Annotated in this window: 16 protein-coding genes; 9 read left to right on the top strand and 7 right to left on the bottom strand. The window is 68.1% G+C overall.

The features are described 5' to 3' along the window. The first annotated feature begins 28 nt into the window (after positions 1-28). Genes RWS82_RS06805 through RWS82_RS06790 form a run of 4 tightly spaced genes read left to right on the top strand, consistent with a single transcriptional unit; the run spans position 29 to position 4,117 of the window. Positions 29-1,297, top strand: a complete 1,269-nt coding sequence (locus RWS82_RS06805) for a hypothetical protein (protein ID WP_314648021.1) — start codon at positions 29-31, stop codon at positions 1,295-1,297. Further along, a complete protein-coding gene (gene hisD / locus RWS82_RS06800) occupies positions 1,297-2,604 on the top strand; it encodes a histidinol dehydrogenase (RefSeq protein ID WP_314648019.1) in 1,308 nt (435 codons plus the stop codon). Before RWS82_RS06805 ends, hisD begins: the two co-directional genes overlap by 1 nt. A 9-nt stretch (positions 2,605-2,613) precedes the next feature. Next, a complete protein-coding gene (gene nrdR, locus RWS82_RS06795; RefSeq protein WP_314648018.1) occupies positions 2,614-3,084 on the top strand; it encodes a transcriptional regulator NrdR in 471 nt (156 codons plus the stop codon). A gap of 10 nt (positions 3,085-3,094) precedes the next feature. Further along, the gene (locus tag RWS82_RS06790) at positions 3,095-4,117 is read left to right on the top strand and encodes a quinone-dependent dihydroorotate dehydrogenase (RefSeq protein ID WP_314648017.1); all 1,023 of its coding nucleotides are present in this window, start codon (positions 3,095-3,097) and stop codon (positions 4,115-4,117) included. Between the two features lie 72 nt (positions 4,118-4,189). Here the strand turns inward: RWS82_RS06790 and RWS82_RS06785 are convergent, their stop codons facing one another. Beyond that, positions 4,190-4,756: a DUF3043 domain-containing protein gene (locus tag RWS82_RS06785; RefSeq protein ID WP_314648015.1), complete on the bottom strand. Its 567-nt coding sequence runs from the start codon at positions 4,754-4,756 to the stop codon at positions 4,190-4,192. Between the two features lie 47 nt (positions 4,757-4,803). Between RWS82_RS06785 and RWS82_RS06780 the strand changes: the two genes are divergently transcribed. From RWS82_RS06780 to RWS82_RS06760, 5 genes are all read left to right on the top strand, one after another. Further along, positions 4,804-6,213, top strand: a complete 1,410-nt coding sequence (locus tag RWS82_RS06780; protein WP_314648014.1) for a dipeptidase — start codon at positions 4,804-4,806, stop codon at positions 6,211-6,213. A 108-nt stretch (positions 6,214-6,321) separates the two neighbouring features. Beyond that, positions 6,322-6,684: an iron-sulfur cluster insertion protein ErpA gene (gene erpA, locus RWS82_RS06775; RefSeq protein WP_314648012.1), complete on the top strand. Its 363-nt coding sequence runs from the start codon at positions 6,322-6,324 to the stop codon at positions 6,682-6,684. A gap of 97 nt (positions 6,685-6,781) precedes the next feature. Further along, on the top strand, positions 6,782-7,678 hold the full coding sequence (gene coxB, locus RWS82_RS06770; RefSeq protein ID WP_314648010.1) for a cytochrome c oxidase subunit II: 897 nt from the start codon (positions 6,782-6,784) through the stop codon (positions 7,676-7,678). Between the two features lie 3 nt (positions 7,679-7,681). Then, the gene (gene ctaD / locus RWS82_RS06765) at positions 7,682-9,415 is read left to right on the top strand and encodes a cytochrome c oxidase subunit I (protein WP_314648008.1); all 1,734 of its coding nucleotides are present in this window, start codon (positions 7,682-7,684) and stop codon (positions 9,413-9,415) included. 3 nt (positions 9,416-9,418) lie between these two features. Continuing rightward, entirely contained in the window at positions 9,419-9,853 is a 435-nt protein-coding gene (locus RWS82_RS06760) for a cytochrome c oxidase subunit 4 (protein WP_314648007.1), read from the top strand. Positions 9,854-9,920: 67 nt separating this feature from the next. On the opposite strand, the gene RWS82_RS06755 is transcribed toward RWS82_RS06760, so the two are convergent. From RWS82_RS06755 to RWS82_RS06730, 6 genes are all read right to left on the bottom strand, one after another. Further along, complete coding sequence (locus RWS82_RS06755; protein ID WP_314648005.1) at positions 9,921-10,340, bottom strand: rhodanese-like domain-containing protein; 420 nt, start codon at positions 10,338-10,340, stop codon at positions 9,921-9,923. An 81-nt stretch (positions 10,341-10,421) separates the two neighbouring features. Continuing rightward, positions 10,422-10,943, bottom strand: coding sequence for a GNAT family N-acetyltransferase (locus RWS82_RS06750; RefSeq protein WP_314648003.1), 522 nt, complete (start codon positions 10,941-10,943; stop codon positions 10,422-10,424). A 77-nt stretch (positions 10,944-11,020) separates the two neighbouring features. Beyond that, on the bottom strand, positions 11,021-12,838 hold the full coding sequence (locus RWS82_RS06745; protein WP_314648002.1) for a cytochrome bc complex cytochrome b subunit: 1,818 nt from the start codon (positions 12,836-12,838) through the stop codon (positions 11,021-11,023). Beyond that, positions 12,835-13,911, bottom strand: a complete 1,077-nt coding sequence (locus RWS82_RS06740; protein ID WP_314096602.1) for a Rieske (2Fe-2S) protein — start codon at positions 13,909-13,911, stop codon at positions 12,835-12,837. The genes RWS82_RS06745 and RWS82_RS06740 overlap by 4 nt, the downstream gene beginning before the upstream one ends. A 36-nt stretch (positions 13,912-13,947) precedes the next feature. After that, positions 13,948-14,748 (bottom strand): cytochrome c, encoded by an 801-nt coding sequence (locus RWS82_RS06735; RefSeq protein ID WP_314096604.1) that lies wholly within the window; start codon positions 14,746-14,748, stop codon positions 13,948-13,950. A gap of 20 nt (positions 14,749-14,768) precedes the next feature. Further along, positions 14,769-15,422: a heme-copper oxidase subunit III gene (locus tag RWS82_RS06730; RefSeq protein WP_314096606.1), complete on the bottom strand. Its 654-nt coding sequence runs from the start codon at positions 15,420-15,422 to the stop codon at positions 14,769-14,771. Between the last annotated feature and the right edge of the window lie 94 nt (positions 15,423-15,516).

Genomic DNA, 15,516 nt, shown 5'->3' with positions numbered 1-15,516 from the left:
TCTGCGCGTCGTGACGAAAGGATCATCCATGAGCACCGACTTTCCGGAGAGCACGGACACCGAGAACGACGAGTTCCTCGACGACGACGGCGTCCTCTACGACGACGAGGTGACGCCCGAACCGGGCATCCTCGGCTTCACCCTGCGCGAGCTGCTGATCGTCTCGGTCTGGCTCGTCGCCTTCGTGATCTCGTTCTTCCCGCTCGCCGCCGGCGAGCCCGTCTGGGGCCTCGGCATCCAGTGGATCCTGCCGATCGGCGTGCCGACGGCCGCGGTGTTCCTCCTCGTGCTCCGTCGGTTCTCGCCGGACGGCATCCGGCGGGTCGGATCTCTCGGCATCGACCAGTTCGCCTCCGTCGCCTTCTCCGTCGCGGCGGTCACCTGGCTAAGTGCGCTGTGGGCAGCCTTGGCCAGCACGATCGAGTTCGACATCTGGACGTTGAACTGGGTCGGGATCATCCAGCTTCTGTCGAGCATCGCCCTGGTGGTGCTCACCGTCTTCGCGCCGCTGATCCCCGGGCTCAAGGAAGACTTCCACGGCCGCCTGGTGACTCTCGCGCACCGCAACGCCAACCCCGTGCGCCCGGTGGTGGCGCGCCCGCGGCCCGAACGCGACGTCGCTCCCGCCACGACGGACACGAACGTCCCGGCGATGGATTCCGCCGACGTGGATCCGTCCGCGATGGACGAGCCGGATGCGGTCGAGCCGGTCGCGGACGAGCCGGATGCGGTCGGGGCAACCCCCGCGCGCGCCGAGGACACCCCCACGCGCGCCGTGCCGACCGACGACGCCGTCACCTCGCGGTTCGCGACCGACGAGGTCGCGCGCCTCGACCTGCCGGGCCAGGTCCCGCTCGCGGCGCACGCGTCGGGAGGCGGTACGGGCACGACCCCCGAGCCCGGGCAGGACGCCACGATCGACGAGGGCTACGTCCCGGCGTACTCGCGTCGCTCCCGCAACGACGACATCTACTCGACGACGGGCGAGATCGAGTCCTTCCTCGAAGAGGTCGCGATCGATGTTCCCGCCGAGAACGCGTCGGCGGGCGGAACCGAGGCGGCCCCCGCACCGGCAGCGCGGCGCTCGAGCCCCGACGATGACGCCTCCGCGCAGCCGTTCTGGATCCTCGCGCCCACCGAGCGCGCCGTGTACGACGAGCGCGGGGAGCCGCTGTTCCTCATCGGGCCGTCCGCCTGGTCCCTCGTCATCGAGGACCGCGGGGGAGCCTTCGTCGTCCGCCACGACGACGGTCGCATCGGCTACCTGCACGACATCTCGGACATCACGAAGGGCTGATGGTGCGAACGATCGATCTGCGAGGGCGCGAGCTCTCGTCCGCAGACATGCTCGCGGCCGTGCCGCGGGCGACCCAGGCACGCGCCGAAGCGCTCGACACCGCCGCGCGTCTCGTCGACGACGTGCGGGCTCAGGGCGAGGCGGCCCTGCGTGACCAGGCCGAGCGATTCGACCGGGTCACGGGCCACGACGTGCGGGTGCCGGCGTCGCACCTCCGCGAGGCGCTCGAGTCCCTCGCGCCCGAGATCCGCGCGGCGCTCGAAGAGGCCATCCGCCGCGTGCGCCAGGCGTCGGCAGCCCAGGTGCCCGCCGACCGGCTCACCGAGATCGGCCCCGGTGCGCGCATCCTGCAGCGCTGGCAGCCGGTCACCCGGGTGGGCGTCTACATCCCGGGCGGCAAGGCCGTCTACCCGTCGAGCGTGATCATGAACGTCGTCCCCGCGCAGGTCGCCGGCGTGCAGCAGATCGCGCTCGCGTCACCGCCCCAGTACGACCAGGACGGTCGCATCCACCCGACGATCCTCGCTGCCGCCGCGCTTCTCGGGGTCGACGAGGTGTACGCCATGGGCGGCGCGGGTGCCATCGGGGCCTTCGCGTTCGGCGTCGACGGCATCGGACTCGACCCGGTCGACGTGGTCTCGGGCCCCGGCAACAACTACGTCGCCTCGGCGAAGCGCGCGGTCGCGGGCGTGGTCGGCACCGATTCCGAGGCCGGCGCGACCGAGATCCTCGTGGTGGCGGATTCCACCGCCGATGCGCGTCTGGTGGCGGCCGACCTGGTGAGTCAGGCCGAGCACGACGAGCAGGCTTCGGCCGTGCTGGTGACCGATTCGGCGGACCTCGCCGACCGCGTGGCGGTCGCCGTGCGCGAGCTGCAGGGGAAGACGCGGCACAGCGAACGCGTTGCGGCCGCCCTCGACGGTCCGCAGTCGGCGATCGTGCTGGTGGACGACCGCGCGATGGCCGTCGCGTTCAGCAACGCCTATGCGCCGGAGCACCTCGAGTTGCACCTCGTGGACGCCGAGGAGGCGGCATCCGCCTTCACCAGCGCAGGCGCCGTCTTCGTCGGCGACCACACGCCGGTGAGCCTCGGAGACTACATGGCCGGCAGCAACCACGTGCTCCCGACCGGCGGCCAGGCGCGCTACGCGCCCGGCCTCGGCGCCTACACCTTCTTGCGTCCGCAGCAGGTCGTGTCGTACGATCGCGCAGCCCTCGCCGAGGTGCGGAGGGGAGTCGTCGCCCTAGCGCAGAGCGAGGTGCTGCCCGCCCACGGCGAGGCGATCGAGGCGCGTTTCACGGGGTAGGTTTGACGGATGCATTGCCCCTTCTGCCGTCATCCGGACTCCCGAGTGATCGATTCCCGCACCAGCGACGACGGGCTCTCCATCCGCCGACGGCGTCAGTGCCCCGAGTGCGGCGGGCGTTTCACCACGACCGAGACGGCGAGCCTCAACGTGATCAAGCGTTCCGGGGTCATGGAGCCGTTCAGCCGTGAGAAGGTCATCTCCGGCGTGCGGAAGGCCTGTCAGGGACGGCCGGTGACCGAGGCCGACCTCGCGATCCTCGCGCAGCGCGTCGAGGAGGCGGTCCGTCAGACCGGCGTCTCGCAGCTCGACGCGAACGAGATCGGACTGGCGATCCTCGGCCCGCTCCGCGAACTCGACGAGGTGGCCTTCCTCCGGTTCGCGAGCGTCTACCAGGCCTTCGACTCGCTCGAGGACTTCGAGTCGGCGATCTCCGATCTGCGGGCGGATCACGCAGGAGCCGAGACCGCCGACCGGTAACCTGGCAGGGATGTATCCGCTGCTCTTCCGCGCCGTTCTCTCGCGCTTCGATCCCGAGTTCGCCCATCACGCCGGCATGGCGGTGATCCGCGTGCTCGGCGCACCGCCGTTCGCCCGGCTCACGAGCAGGCTCACGCGGCCCGACCCCGCCCTGCGCGTCGAGGCGCTCGGGCTGACGTTCCCGTCACCGTTCGGCATGGCGGCCGGCTTCGACAAGAACGCCATCGGGGTGCGCGGACTCGCGGCACTGGGGTTCGGTCACGTCGAGGTCGGTACGATCACGGCCGTCCCTCAGGAGGGCAACCCGAGGCCTCGGCTGTTCCGGCTCGTGCCCGACCGCGCGGTGGTCAACCGCATGGGCTTCAACAACCGTGGGGCGGATGCCGCGGCGCGACGCCTGGCCCGGTTGCGGCGCGGAACGCCCGACACGGTGGTGGGCGTCAACATCGGCAAGAGCCGCGTCGTCGACGTCGACGAGGCCACGGCCGACTACGTCGCCTCCGCGACACGTCTCGCCCCGCTCGCCGACTACCTCGCGGTCAACGTCTCGTCGCCGAACACCCCGGGGCTCCGCGGACTGCAGGCGGTCGAAACGCTCGCGCCGTTGCTGCGCGCCGTACGCGATGCCGCGGGTCGCACGCCGCTGCTGGTCAAGATCGCCCCCGACCTCCCCGACGCCGAGATCGACGCCATCGCCCGGCTCGCCGTCTCCGAGGGCTTGGCGGGGATCATCGCCACCAACACCACCATCTCGCGCGATGGGCTGCGCACCGACTCCGCGGTCGTCGAGGCGGCGGGCGCCGGCGGGCTCTCGGGCGCTCCGCTCAAGGAGCGTTCCCTGCAGGTGCTCCGTGTCGTTCGCGGCGCCGTGCCCGAGGACTTCTGCGTCATCGCCGTCGGGGGAGTGGAGACCGCTGCCGATGTGCAGGAGCGACTCGCCGCCGGTGCGACTCTCGTGCAGGGGTACACGGCGTTCCTCTACCGGGGTCCGCTCTGGGCGCGGCAGATCAACCGCGGTCTCGTTCGTCGCTGATCCGAGACGACCAGGACGAGAAAGCGCCCGCCTCCGACAGGAGGCGGGCGCTTCTCACGATTCGTCGATCGATCAGGCGGGGTACTGTCCGCGCTTGACCTGCGGCTTCGGCAGACGCATGAACCGCATCTGCAGGGAGCGCATCGCGGCGTACCAGGCGAGTCCGCGTTCGCGCCGCCCCTCGCCGAACCGGTCGGCGACCTTGCGCTTGACCCGGATGCCGAGGATCACCATGCCCGCGATCGAGATGACGATGTACGCCATCATGCCGAGGTATGCGTAGAACGACACGGCCGGGATCGGCACGAGGGAGGCGATGATGACGAGCACCATGATGGCCATGACGAACTCGGCAGGGTGCCAGCCGGCGTCGACGTAGTCGCGCACCCAGCGGCGCTGCGGTCCCTTGTCGCGCGCCGGCAGGTACTTCTCGTCTCCGGCGGCCATGCCCGCCTGGGCCCGCGCACGCCGCTCGTTCATCTCGGCGCGAGCAGCCGCGCGCGCCTCCTTGGTGTTCGCGACGAGAGGGCGGCGACGAGCGGCCTCCTGCTCCGCGCGCGTCGGCGTGCGGCGTCCCTTGCCGACAGCCGTCTCAGAGGCGTCGTCGTTCGTGGGAGGGGATGCGGGGGTGGTGGCCACGGGGTTCCTCGGTTCGGGGAGAAGGGGTTCGCCTTAAGATTACTCGCATGACCTCTGATGCGATCCCCCCTGTGCCCGAGTCCGCTCTGCTCGAGGCCGTCGCGACCGGACACCCCGCCGCTCTCGCCGACCTCGGAAGCCTCGTCCGCATCCCCGGGATGGCGTGGCCCGCGTTCGACCAGACGCAGCTCGAGCGCAGCGCTGAGGCGGTGGCCGAGCTCGCCGCGGGAACCGGGGTCTTCGACGAGGTCCGCGTGCTGCGGGCGGCGATCCCCGGGACCGACGAGCAGGGGCAGCCGGCTGTGCTCGCGACGCGTGCCGCACGCAACGGCCGACCGACCATCCTGCTGTACGCCCACCACGATGTGCAGCCTCCCGGAGACGACGCCCTGTGGGAGACCCCTCCGTTCGAACCGACGGTGCGCGACGGGCGTCTCTACGGACGCGGGGCCGCCGACGACAAGGCGGGCATCATGGCGCACATCGCGTCGATCCGTGCGGTGTCCGAGGTGCTGGGCGACGACCTCGATCTCGGTATCGCCCTGTTCATCGAGGGCGAGGAGGAGTACGGGTCGCGTTCGTTCGCGCAGTTCCTCTCCGACAACAAAGAGGCTCTCCGCGCCGATGCCATCGTCGTCGCCGACTCGGGCAACTGGGACTCGACCACCCCCGGCCTCACGGTGTCACTCCGCGGCAATGCGCGCTTCACGCTCCGTGTCCGCACGCTCGACCACGCGTCGCACTCCGGCATGTTCGGGGGAGCGGTGCCCGACGCGATGATGGCCACCGTCCAGCTGCTCGCGACGCTGTGGAACGACGACGGCTCCGTCGCCGTCGAGGGCATGGCGGAGCGGGATGCCGCAACGCCCGAGTACTCGGAGGAGACCCTCCGCGACGAGGCGGGGCTGCTGCCGGGGACCCGACCGATCGGCGGGGGCACGATCCTCAGCCGGATCTGGAACAAGCCCGCCGTCACCGTGATCGGCATCGACGCGACGAGCGTCGCCGCGGCGTCGAACACGCTGCTCCCCGAGGTCACCGTCGTCATCAGCGCCCGTGTCGCGCCGGGGCAGAGCGGGGCCGACGCGTACGCAGCCCTGGAAGCTCACCTGCGCGCTCACGCGCCGCATGGCGCCGAGCTAGAGTTCAGCGACGTCGACCTCGGCGACGGCTTCCTGGTCGACACGTCGGGGTGGGCCGTAGAGCTCGCCCGCGACGCGATGCGCGACGGATACGGCGTCGCGCCGGTCGACCTCGGCGTCGGCGGATCGATCCCCTTCATCGCCGACCTCGTGCGCGAGTTCCCGCAGGCCCAGATCCTGGTGACCGGGGTCGAGGACCCGCATTCCCGCGCCCACAGCCCGAACGAGTCGCTGCACATCGACACGTTCCGGCACGCCGTCTCGACCGAGGCGCTGCTGCTGGCGAGGATGAACGCCCTGACCTCGCCCCGCTGACCGTCGCCTCGCTGCGCCCCGCCGATCCGCCCGCACCGCCTCCCGCGGTGCGGGCGGCGGTAGAATCGGGGATGCACGCCGCGATGGCGGCCCGTCACAAGGAGCGACATGAGCGACACCACCCTGAGCACCGAGACCACCCGCGCGCACGGCATCACCCTGACGTCGGCCGCTGCCACCAAGGTGAAGAACCTCCTCGAGCAGGAGGGCCGCGATGACCTGCGTCTGCGCGTGGCCGTGCAGCCCGGAGGATGCTCCGGACTCATCTACCAGCTGTACTTCGACGAGCGCTACCTCGACGGTGACGAGACCGTCGACTTCGACGGCGTCGAGGTCATCGTCGACAACATGAGCGTGCCGTACCTCGACGGCGCGTCGATCGATTTCAAGGACACGATCTCGGAGCAGGGCTTCACGATCGACAACCCGAACGCAGCCGGAAGCTGCGCCTGCGGCGACAGCTTCCACTGACCCGTACCACCCCCGCCAACCTGCGTGGTTGGCATGAATCGGGTGTGAGGTTGCCCTAGACTTGGGGGTGCCCTATCCGCAATCTGAAAGGTGCATCGTGCCCCCGAAACGCCGCCTTCGTTGGGCCGCACTCCCTCTGGGAGTCGTGGCAGCCGTCGTCCTGGCGGGATGTACCACCGCCGAGCTGAACGGCTACCTCCCGGGTTTCGAGGAGGGTGCCGAGGCAACCACCAACCAGACCGAGCGGGTCTCCTCGCTGTGGGTCAACTCCTGGATCGTGCTCCTCGCGGTGGGCATCATCACGTGGGCGCTCATGGCCTGGGCGGCTATCGCCTACCGCCGTCGCAAGGGCCAGACCGGCCTGCCGGTGCAGATGCGCTACAACATGCCGATCGAGATCTTCTACACGATCGTGCCGCTCATGCTGGTGCTCGGCATGTTCTTCTTCACGGCCCGCGACCAGGCCGCCATCGAGACGAAGTGGGACGACCCCGACGTCGAGATCACGGCGATCGCCAAGCAGTGGGCGTGGGACTTCCAGTACGACGCCGAGTCCGATGACGACACGGTGTGGACGATGGGCATCCAGGCGCAGCCCGACGCCGCCGGCAACATCGATCAGGAGCAACTGCCGACGCTCGTTCTCCCCGTCGACCAGAAGGTCACGATCAACCTGCAGTCGCGCGACGTGATCCACTCCTTCTGGATCATCGACTTCCTCTACAAGAAGGACATGTACATCGGCAAGGACAACTCGTGGTCCTTCATCCCCACCCGCGTGGGCGAGTACAAGGGCAAGTGCGCCGAGCTCTGCGGCGAGTACCACTCGATGATGCTCTTCAATGTGAAGGTCGTCGAGCAGGACGAGTACGACGCCTACCTGAACGACCTCAAGGACCAGGGCAACACGGGCGACATCACCGACGCCTACGACCGTCTGGGCAACCTTCCCGGCACCACCGGAAACAACGACTCCGAGGAAGGAGAGGAGTAAGCCATGTCGACAACTGAAGCACCCCGCACCGACGAGGCGCACCGCTCCCGCCCCACCACTCTGCCCCCGCGCCAGGCCGCTCTGATGAGCACCACGCGCGTGGAGCAGAAGGGCAACGTCGTGGTCAAGTGGATCACCTCCACCGACCACAAGACGATCGGCTACATGTACCTGATCGCCTCGGTGCTCTTCTTCCTCCTGGGTGGAGTGATGGCGCTGGTCATCCGCGCCGAGCTCTTCTCTCCCGGCATGCAGATCGTGCCGACGAAGGAGCAGTACAACCAGCTGTTCACGATGCACGGCACGATCATGCTGCTGATGTTCGCGACGCCGCTGTTCGCCGGATTCGCCAACGCGATTCTGCCGCTGCAGATCGGCGCGCCCGATGTGGCGTTCCCGCGTCTGAACGCCTTCGCCTTCTGGCTCTTCCTGTTCGGCTCGACCATCGCGGTCGCCGGCTTCCTCACCCCGCAGGGTGCGGCATCGTTCGGATGGTTCGCCTACCAGCCGCTCGCGAGTGCATCGTTCTCGCCGGGTGCCGGTGGAAACCTCTGGATGCTCGGACTCGGCATCTCCGGATTCGGCACGATCCTCGGCGCGGTGAACTTCATCACCACGATCATCACGATGCGCGCCCCGGGCATGACGATGTGGCGCATGCCGATCTTCTCCTGGAACACGCTCGTCACGAGCCTCCTCATCCTGATGGCCTTCCCGGTTCTCGCCGCAGCGATCTTCGCCGCCGGTGCGGACCGCGTGCTCGGCGCCCACATCTACGACCCGCAGAACGGTGGAGTGCTCCTCTGGCAGCACCTCTTCTGGTTCTTCGGCCACCCCGAGGTCTACATCATCGCGCTGCCGTTCTTCGGCATCGTGTCGGAGATCTTCCCGGTGTTCAGCCGCAAGCCGATCTTCGGGTACAAGACCCTCGTGTACGCGACCATCGCGATCGCCGCCCTCTCGGTGGCTGTGTGGGCGCACCACATGTACGTGACGGGCTCGGTGCTCCTGCCGTTCTTCGCTCTGATGACGATGCTGATCGCCGTTCCGACGGGTGTGAAGATCTTCAACTGGATCGGCACGATGTGGCGAGGATCCGTGACGTTCGAGACGCCCATGGTGTTCTCGCTCGGCTTCCTGGTCTCCTTCGTCTTCGGTGGTCTGACCGGTGTGATCCTCGCGGCCCCGCCGCTGGACTTCCACCTCAGCGACTCGTACTTCGTGGTCGCCCACTTCCACTACGTCGTCTTCGGCACGGTCGTGTTCGCGATGTTCGCCGGGTTCTACTTCTGGTGGCCGAAGTGGACGGGACGCATGCTCAACGAGCGCCTCGGCTACGTGCACTTCTGGACCCTGTTCATCGGGTTCCACATGACCTTCCTCATCCAGCACTGGCTGGGTGTCGACGGCATGGTGCGTCGCTACGCCGACTACTCCGAGGCCGACGGGTGGACCTGGGGCAACCAGGTCTCCACGATCGGTGCGATCATCCTCGGGGCCTCCATGCTGCCGTTCTTCCTGAACGTCTGGATCACGGCCCGCAAGGCGCCGAAGGTCACCGTCAACGACCCGTGGGGCTACGGAGCGTCGCTCGAGTGGGCGACGTCCTGCCCGCCGCCGCGTCACAACTTCACGTCGATCCCGCGCATCCGCAGCGAGCGTCCGGCCTTCGACCTGAACCACCCCGAGGCCGCGGAGTTCGCCACGACGGCTCCCGGCGAGCGAGAGGTCCACTGATCCATGCGCGACAATGTCATCCTCTGGTGGATCCTGACGGCGTTCTTCGCCCTCATCGGAGTCGTCTACACGGGCTGGAACATCCTCGCCCACCCCACCCTGCCGCTCGTCAACCAGATCGAGTGGGTCGGGACCGTCGCGCTGTTCTTCGCGGCCGCGATGGGCGCGATGATCGCGTTCTACCTCGACCGCACGCACAACGCGCAGGGCGGTGAGCTGCCGGAGGACATCCTGACCTCCGACATCGACGACGGCGACCCCGAGCTCGGCGAGTTCAGCCCCTGGTCCTGGTGGCCGCTCGTGCTCGCGGCATCCGCGGCGGTGTTCGTCGTGGGCCTCGCCGTCGGTCAGTTCCTGCTCCCGATCGGTCTCGCCATCTTCGTGGTCGCGATCGTCGGCTGGGTCTACGAGTACTACCGCGGGAACTTCGCCCGCTGACCGGTACGAACACAGAGGAAGGCCCCGGGAAATCCCGGGGCCTTCCTCTTTTCGTCGGTGGACGGGGTCAGGGGCGCGTACGAATGCGCGGTACTCCCGTGAGCGGATCGACGGGCCGGCGGTGCACACCGTCGGCATCTTCGATGGGGTAGCCCTCACGGGCCCAGTATTCGAATCCGCCGATCATCTCCCGCACGCGGTAGCCGAGCTGCGCGAACGCCAGCGCTCCACGTGCTCCGCCGTTGCAGCCGGGGCTCCAGCAGTAGACGACGATGTCGGCATCTGTCGGGATCTCGTCCGGTGCGCGGTCGGCGATCTCGCTGTGGTGCATCGACAAGGCGCCGGGAAGGCGCCCCTGCGTCCACGCCTCGCGCGAGCGCACGTCGACCACCACGGGGCGCCCGTCGCCCGCGAGATCGTCGTACAGGTCGCTCGGGTCGGTCTCGTACGCGAGCTTGGCCGCGAAATAGTCGGTACGTTCCATCATGATCCGAGCCTAGAGATCGTGACCCGCGTGCGCGTTCGCGATCCGGTCGTCCGCCGTCGGAAATCTGCCACGGCGGGGGAGTCAGAGAAGGGCGGTCATCTGCACCCGTCGTCCCCAGCGGTCGAGACCCAGTCCGTCCTCGACATCGAGGAGAGACCGCAGGAACGCTCCTTCGGGAATGCTCTCGGAGAAGCCGCAGCTCGAATAGAAAGGCGCGTTCCACGGCACTTCGGCGTACGTGCGGAGCGTGATGCGGGAGTAGCCGCGTGCTCGCGCTTCCTCCATCCCCGCCTCGACGAGAGCCCGTCCGATGCCTCGTCGCCCATGGCTCGGCAGCACCGACAACTGCTCGAGGTGCGCGTGTCCGTCCGCGTCGAGAACGTGGACGAACCCGACGGGGGAGTGGTCGTCTCCCTCCACGGCGACGAGCGTGAAACCCGGTGCGGAGAGCCGGGCCGACCCCTCTGCCGCCGGCGGCCAGTCGGCGGCGCCGAGCGCGTCGCGCAGCAGGACGTCCGCGGCGTTCTCGATCGCCTCGATGTGCTCGGCGTCCGACGGGCGTGCTGCGCGCAGGGAGAAGGGCAAGCGGACCACAGATGTCATAGTCTCCGTCCTCGCAGAGCATGCAGAGAGGGGGCCCTGTCCGATGTGGACAAGGCCCCCTCTGACGCGTGAACGACTTACTTGTCGTCGTCCTCGGTCTTCTTCTTGCGAGGCTTCTTCACCGGCTCGGTGGCGATCACCGTGCTCGGGGTGTTCGGCGTCTCGTCGACGTGGTCCTCGGTCGCCTCGAGCGGGGCATCCGGGAACCCGGCACGCTCGTGAGCGCCCTGGATCTCGGCGGTCTCCGCAGCGGCTTCCTGCTCGATGACGTGATGCTGGTGAGCATCCGCCGCGGCGACCTCGGCCTGCGTGAGCGGGGCGAGACGGTCTTCGAAGAACCAGCGGGAGAGCGAGGAACGGAAGTTCTCGGTCCACGGAATGCGACCCTTGGCATTGGGGCGCACGACGAGCGGCTCGTAGCCGTCGACGTCGATGAGCTTCCAACGGTCGTACTTGTCGACCGGCTGGTGAACCTCGATGAACTCGCCGCCGGGAAGGCGCACGATACGGCCCGACTCGAAGCCGTGGAGCACGATCTCGCGGTCCTTCTTCTGCAGGGCGAGGCAGATCCGCTTCGTGACGAAGTAGCTGAGGATCGGTCCGATGAACAGCAGCGCCTGCAGGGTGTGGATCACGCCCTCCATCGTCAGCATGAAGTGCGTCGCGATGAGGTCGGACGATGCGGCCGCCCACAGCACGGCGTAGAACACGACGCCGGCGACACCGATCGCGGTGCGCGTCGCGGCGTTGCGCGGGCGCTGGGCGATGTGGTGCTCGCGCTTGTCGCCCGTGATCCACGCCTCGAGGAAGGGGTAGATCGCGACGACGACGATGAAGAGTCCGAGCACGGCGACCGGCAGCAGGATTCCGAACGACCAGGTGTGGTCGAGGAAGACGATGTCGAGGTTCGACGGAGCCAGGCGCAGCGCACCGTCGGCGAAGCCGATGTACCAGTCGGGCTGGGTTCCGGCCGAGACGGGGGAGGGGTCGTACGGGCCGTAGTTCCAGATCGGGTTGATCTGGAAGAACGTCGCGATCAGCACGATCGTGCCGAAGACGATGAACAGGTAGCCGCCCATCTTCGACATGTACACGGGCATCATCGGGTAACCCACGACGTTGTCGTTCGTGCGGCCGGGGCCCGCGAACTGCGTGTGCTTGTTGATGATCATGAGCATCAGGTGCAGCGCGATGAAGGCGATCACCATCATCGGCAGCAGCAGGATGTGCAGCGTGTACAGGCGCCCCACGATGTCGGTGCCGGGGAACTCGCCGCCGAAGAGGAGGAACGAGGTCCACGTGCCGATCAGGGGGAGACCCTTGATCATGCCGTCGATGATGCGGAGGCCGTTGCCCGAGAGCAGGTCGTCGGGGAGGGAGTAGCCAGTGAAGCCCTCGGCCATCGCGAGGATGAAGAGGACGAAGCCGATCACCCAGTTGAGCTCGCGCGGCTTGCGGAACGCACCGGTGAAGAACACGCGGAGCATGTGCACGCCGATGCCGGCGATGAAGACCAGCGCCGCCCAGTGGTGGATCTGACGGACCAGCAGACCGCCACGCAGGTCGAACGAGATGTGCAGCGTCGACTCGAGCGCCGCCGACATCTCGATGCCGCGCATCGGGGCGTAGGCGCCCGTGTAGTGCGTCTCGACCATCGATGCCTGGAAGAAGAACGTCAGGAAGGTCCCCGAGAGGAACACGACCACGAAGCTCCACAGCGCGATCTCGCCGAGCATGAACGACCAGTGGTCGGGGAAGATCTTGCGGCCGAGCTCCTTGACGATGCCCGACATGCTCGTGCGCTCATCGAGGTAGTTCGATGCGGCGCCGACGAATCGTCCGCCCAGGGGCGCCTTGGTGTCCTTGTCCTCTTTGGACAGCGTTGCGGTGCTCAATGGCGCTCCCAGAAGCTCGGGCCGACGGGCTCGGTGAAGTCACTCCGCGCGACGAGGTAGCCCTCGTCGTCGACGGTGATGGGCAGCTGCGGCAGCGGACGGGCGGCCGGTCCGAAGATGACCTTGGCGTGATCCGTGACGTCGAACTGCGACTGGTGGCAGGGGCAGAGGAGGTGGTGCGTCTGCTGCTCGTAGAGGGCCACGGGGCATCCCACGTGGGTGCAGACCTTGGAGTACGCGACGATGCCGTCGTACGACCAGTCCTTTCGGTCCTCGGCCTCTTTCAGCTGCTCGGGGCGCAGGCGCATCATCAGCACGATGGCCTTGGCCTTCTCCTCGAGGTAGCCGTCGTGGTGGCTGAGCTCGGCGAGGTCGGCGGGGATGACGTGGAACGCGGAGCCGAGGGTGACCTCGGCGGCGCGGATCGGGGTGCCGTCCGGGTCGCGGACGAGACGCATGCCCTCTTCCCACATCGTGTGCTTGAGCAGGTGCACCGGGTCCCCGGCGTGCGGGTCCTCGGGGGTGGCGTGCGGCGCCAGGCCGCGGAAGAGCGTGACACCCGGGATGATCGAGGCGACGACCGCGGCGAAGAGCGAATTGCGGATCATCGTGCGGCGTCCGAAGCCGGACTCCTCGTTCGCCGCCGCGAATGCGGCGATCGCACCGTCGCGGGTGGCGTCCTTGCCGCGGGTGGGGTGGCGGAGCTCGATGTGCTCCTTGTCGGCCATGAGCGCCTTGGCCCAGTGGATCGCCCCGAGGCCGAGCGACAGGAGCGCGAGGCCGATGCCGAGACCGATGAACAGGTTGTTCTGTCGGATGTCGATGAGCGCGCCGCTCTCGATCGGGAACAGCATGTAGGCCGCGACGGCCCAGATGCTTCCCGCGAGCGAGAGGTAGAACAGGGTGTAGACGGTGCGGACCGCGGTCTTCTCGACGCGCGGGTCCTTATCGGTCATCCGCTCCCGGTGCGGCGGCAGCCCCGGGTTCTCCACGGGGTCGCTGACTGCGACACCCAGCCCCGGCGAGGGCTGGTAGGCCCTGTCCAGAGCCTTCGAGTCGTCGTCGTGTGCCATGGTGCTCCTCGTACGTTCCTCTTCGATGAATAAGCGTCAGTTGGACTTCGCCGTGATCCACACGGTCACGGCGACAAGAGCGCCGATGCCGAAGATCCAGGCGAACAGTCCCTCGGAGACGGGGCCGAGGGAGCCGAGCGAGAAGCCGCCGGGCTGCACGGACTGCTGCTGGTACAGCAGTGCGGAGATGATGTCGCGCTTGTCCTCGTCCGAGAGGTTCATGTCGCCGAAGACGGGCATGTTCTGCGGGCCGGTGACCATTGCGGCGTAGATGTGGAGCGCGCTGGTGCTGGTGATCGGCGGGGCGTACTTGCCCTCGGTGAGCGCACCACCCGCGGCGGCCACGTTGTGGCACATCGCGCAGTTGACGCGGAACAGCTCGGCGCCGTGCGAGACGTCGCCCTCACCGTCGATGATCTCGTCTTCCGGGAACGTGGGGCCGGGGGCCTCCGCCTGGACGTACTTCGCCATCGCGAGGATCTGCGGCTCGGTGAACTGCGGGTGCTTCTGCGGAGCCTGGGGACCCTGCATCTGCAGCGGCATGCGTCCGGTCGACACCTGGAACTCGACCGCGAGCTCGCCGACGCCGTACAGGCTCGGGCCGTTCGGGGTGCCCTGGAGGTCGAGACCGTGGCACGTGGCGCAGTTGGCCTGGAACAGCTTCTCGCCGTCCTCGACCGTCAGCTCGGTCGACGCGGTGGGTGCATCGGTCGCGGCGAAGGCCGCGGATGCTCCGGCGTACACGGCGCCGGTGATCATGAGTCCTGCTCCGATGAGGGCCGCGGCAGCCAGGGGGCTGCGGCGACCGCCAGAACGGCGCTTCTTCTCTCGTGCCATCTCGGGGATCAGCTCCGCTCTTATTTCAGGAAGTAGATAACGAAGAACAGCACGATCCAGACGACGTCGACGAAGTGCCAGTAGTAGGACACCACGATCGAGGAGGTCGCCTCCTTGTGCCGGAAGTTCTTGACGGCGTACGCACGGCCGATGACCAGGAGGAACGCGATGAGTCCGCCGGTGACGTGCAGGGCGTGGAAGCCCGTGGTCAGGTAGAAGGCGGAGGCGTAGGCATCGGCCTGGATGGGCATGCCCTCCGCCACGAGCTGCGCGTACTCCCACACCTGGCCGGAGACGAAGACCGCGCCCAGGGCGAAGGTGAGGAAGAACCACTCGACCATGCCCCAGCCGAACAGGCGGCGGCGACCGGCGGCGTTCTTCTGACCCTTCGCGATGCGGTAGGGCTGCAGGTCCTCCGCCGCGAACACGCCCATCTGGCACGTGAAGGAGGAGAGGACGAGGACCGCCGTGTTGACCGCTGCGAACGGGACGTTGAGCAGGTCTGTGCGGTCGGCCCACAGCTCGGGTGAGGTGCTGCGGAGCGTGAAGTAGATCGCGAAGAGTCCCGCGAAGAACATCACCTCGCTGCCGAGCCACACAATGGTGCCGACAGCTACCGGGTTGGGCCGCTTGATGGTTCTCGCCGCCGGGGCATACGTCGCTGAGGTCGTCACCCTTCCATTATGGCCGATGCGCGGGGGTGATTCTCCCACCGCGGGGGTCCGATCCGCTCGTGTTGCACTTAGGGGACCCTAAGAAAACACTGCG

Source organism: uncultured Microbacterium sp. (genome assembly GCF_963528945.1).
Lineage (GTDB): Bacteria > Actinomycetota > Actinomycetes > Actinomycetales > Microbacteriaceae > Microbacterium.
Note: the sequence above shows the minus strand (reverse complement) of the source record. Positions and strands in the feature narration are given on the sequence as shown.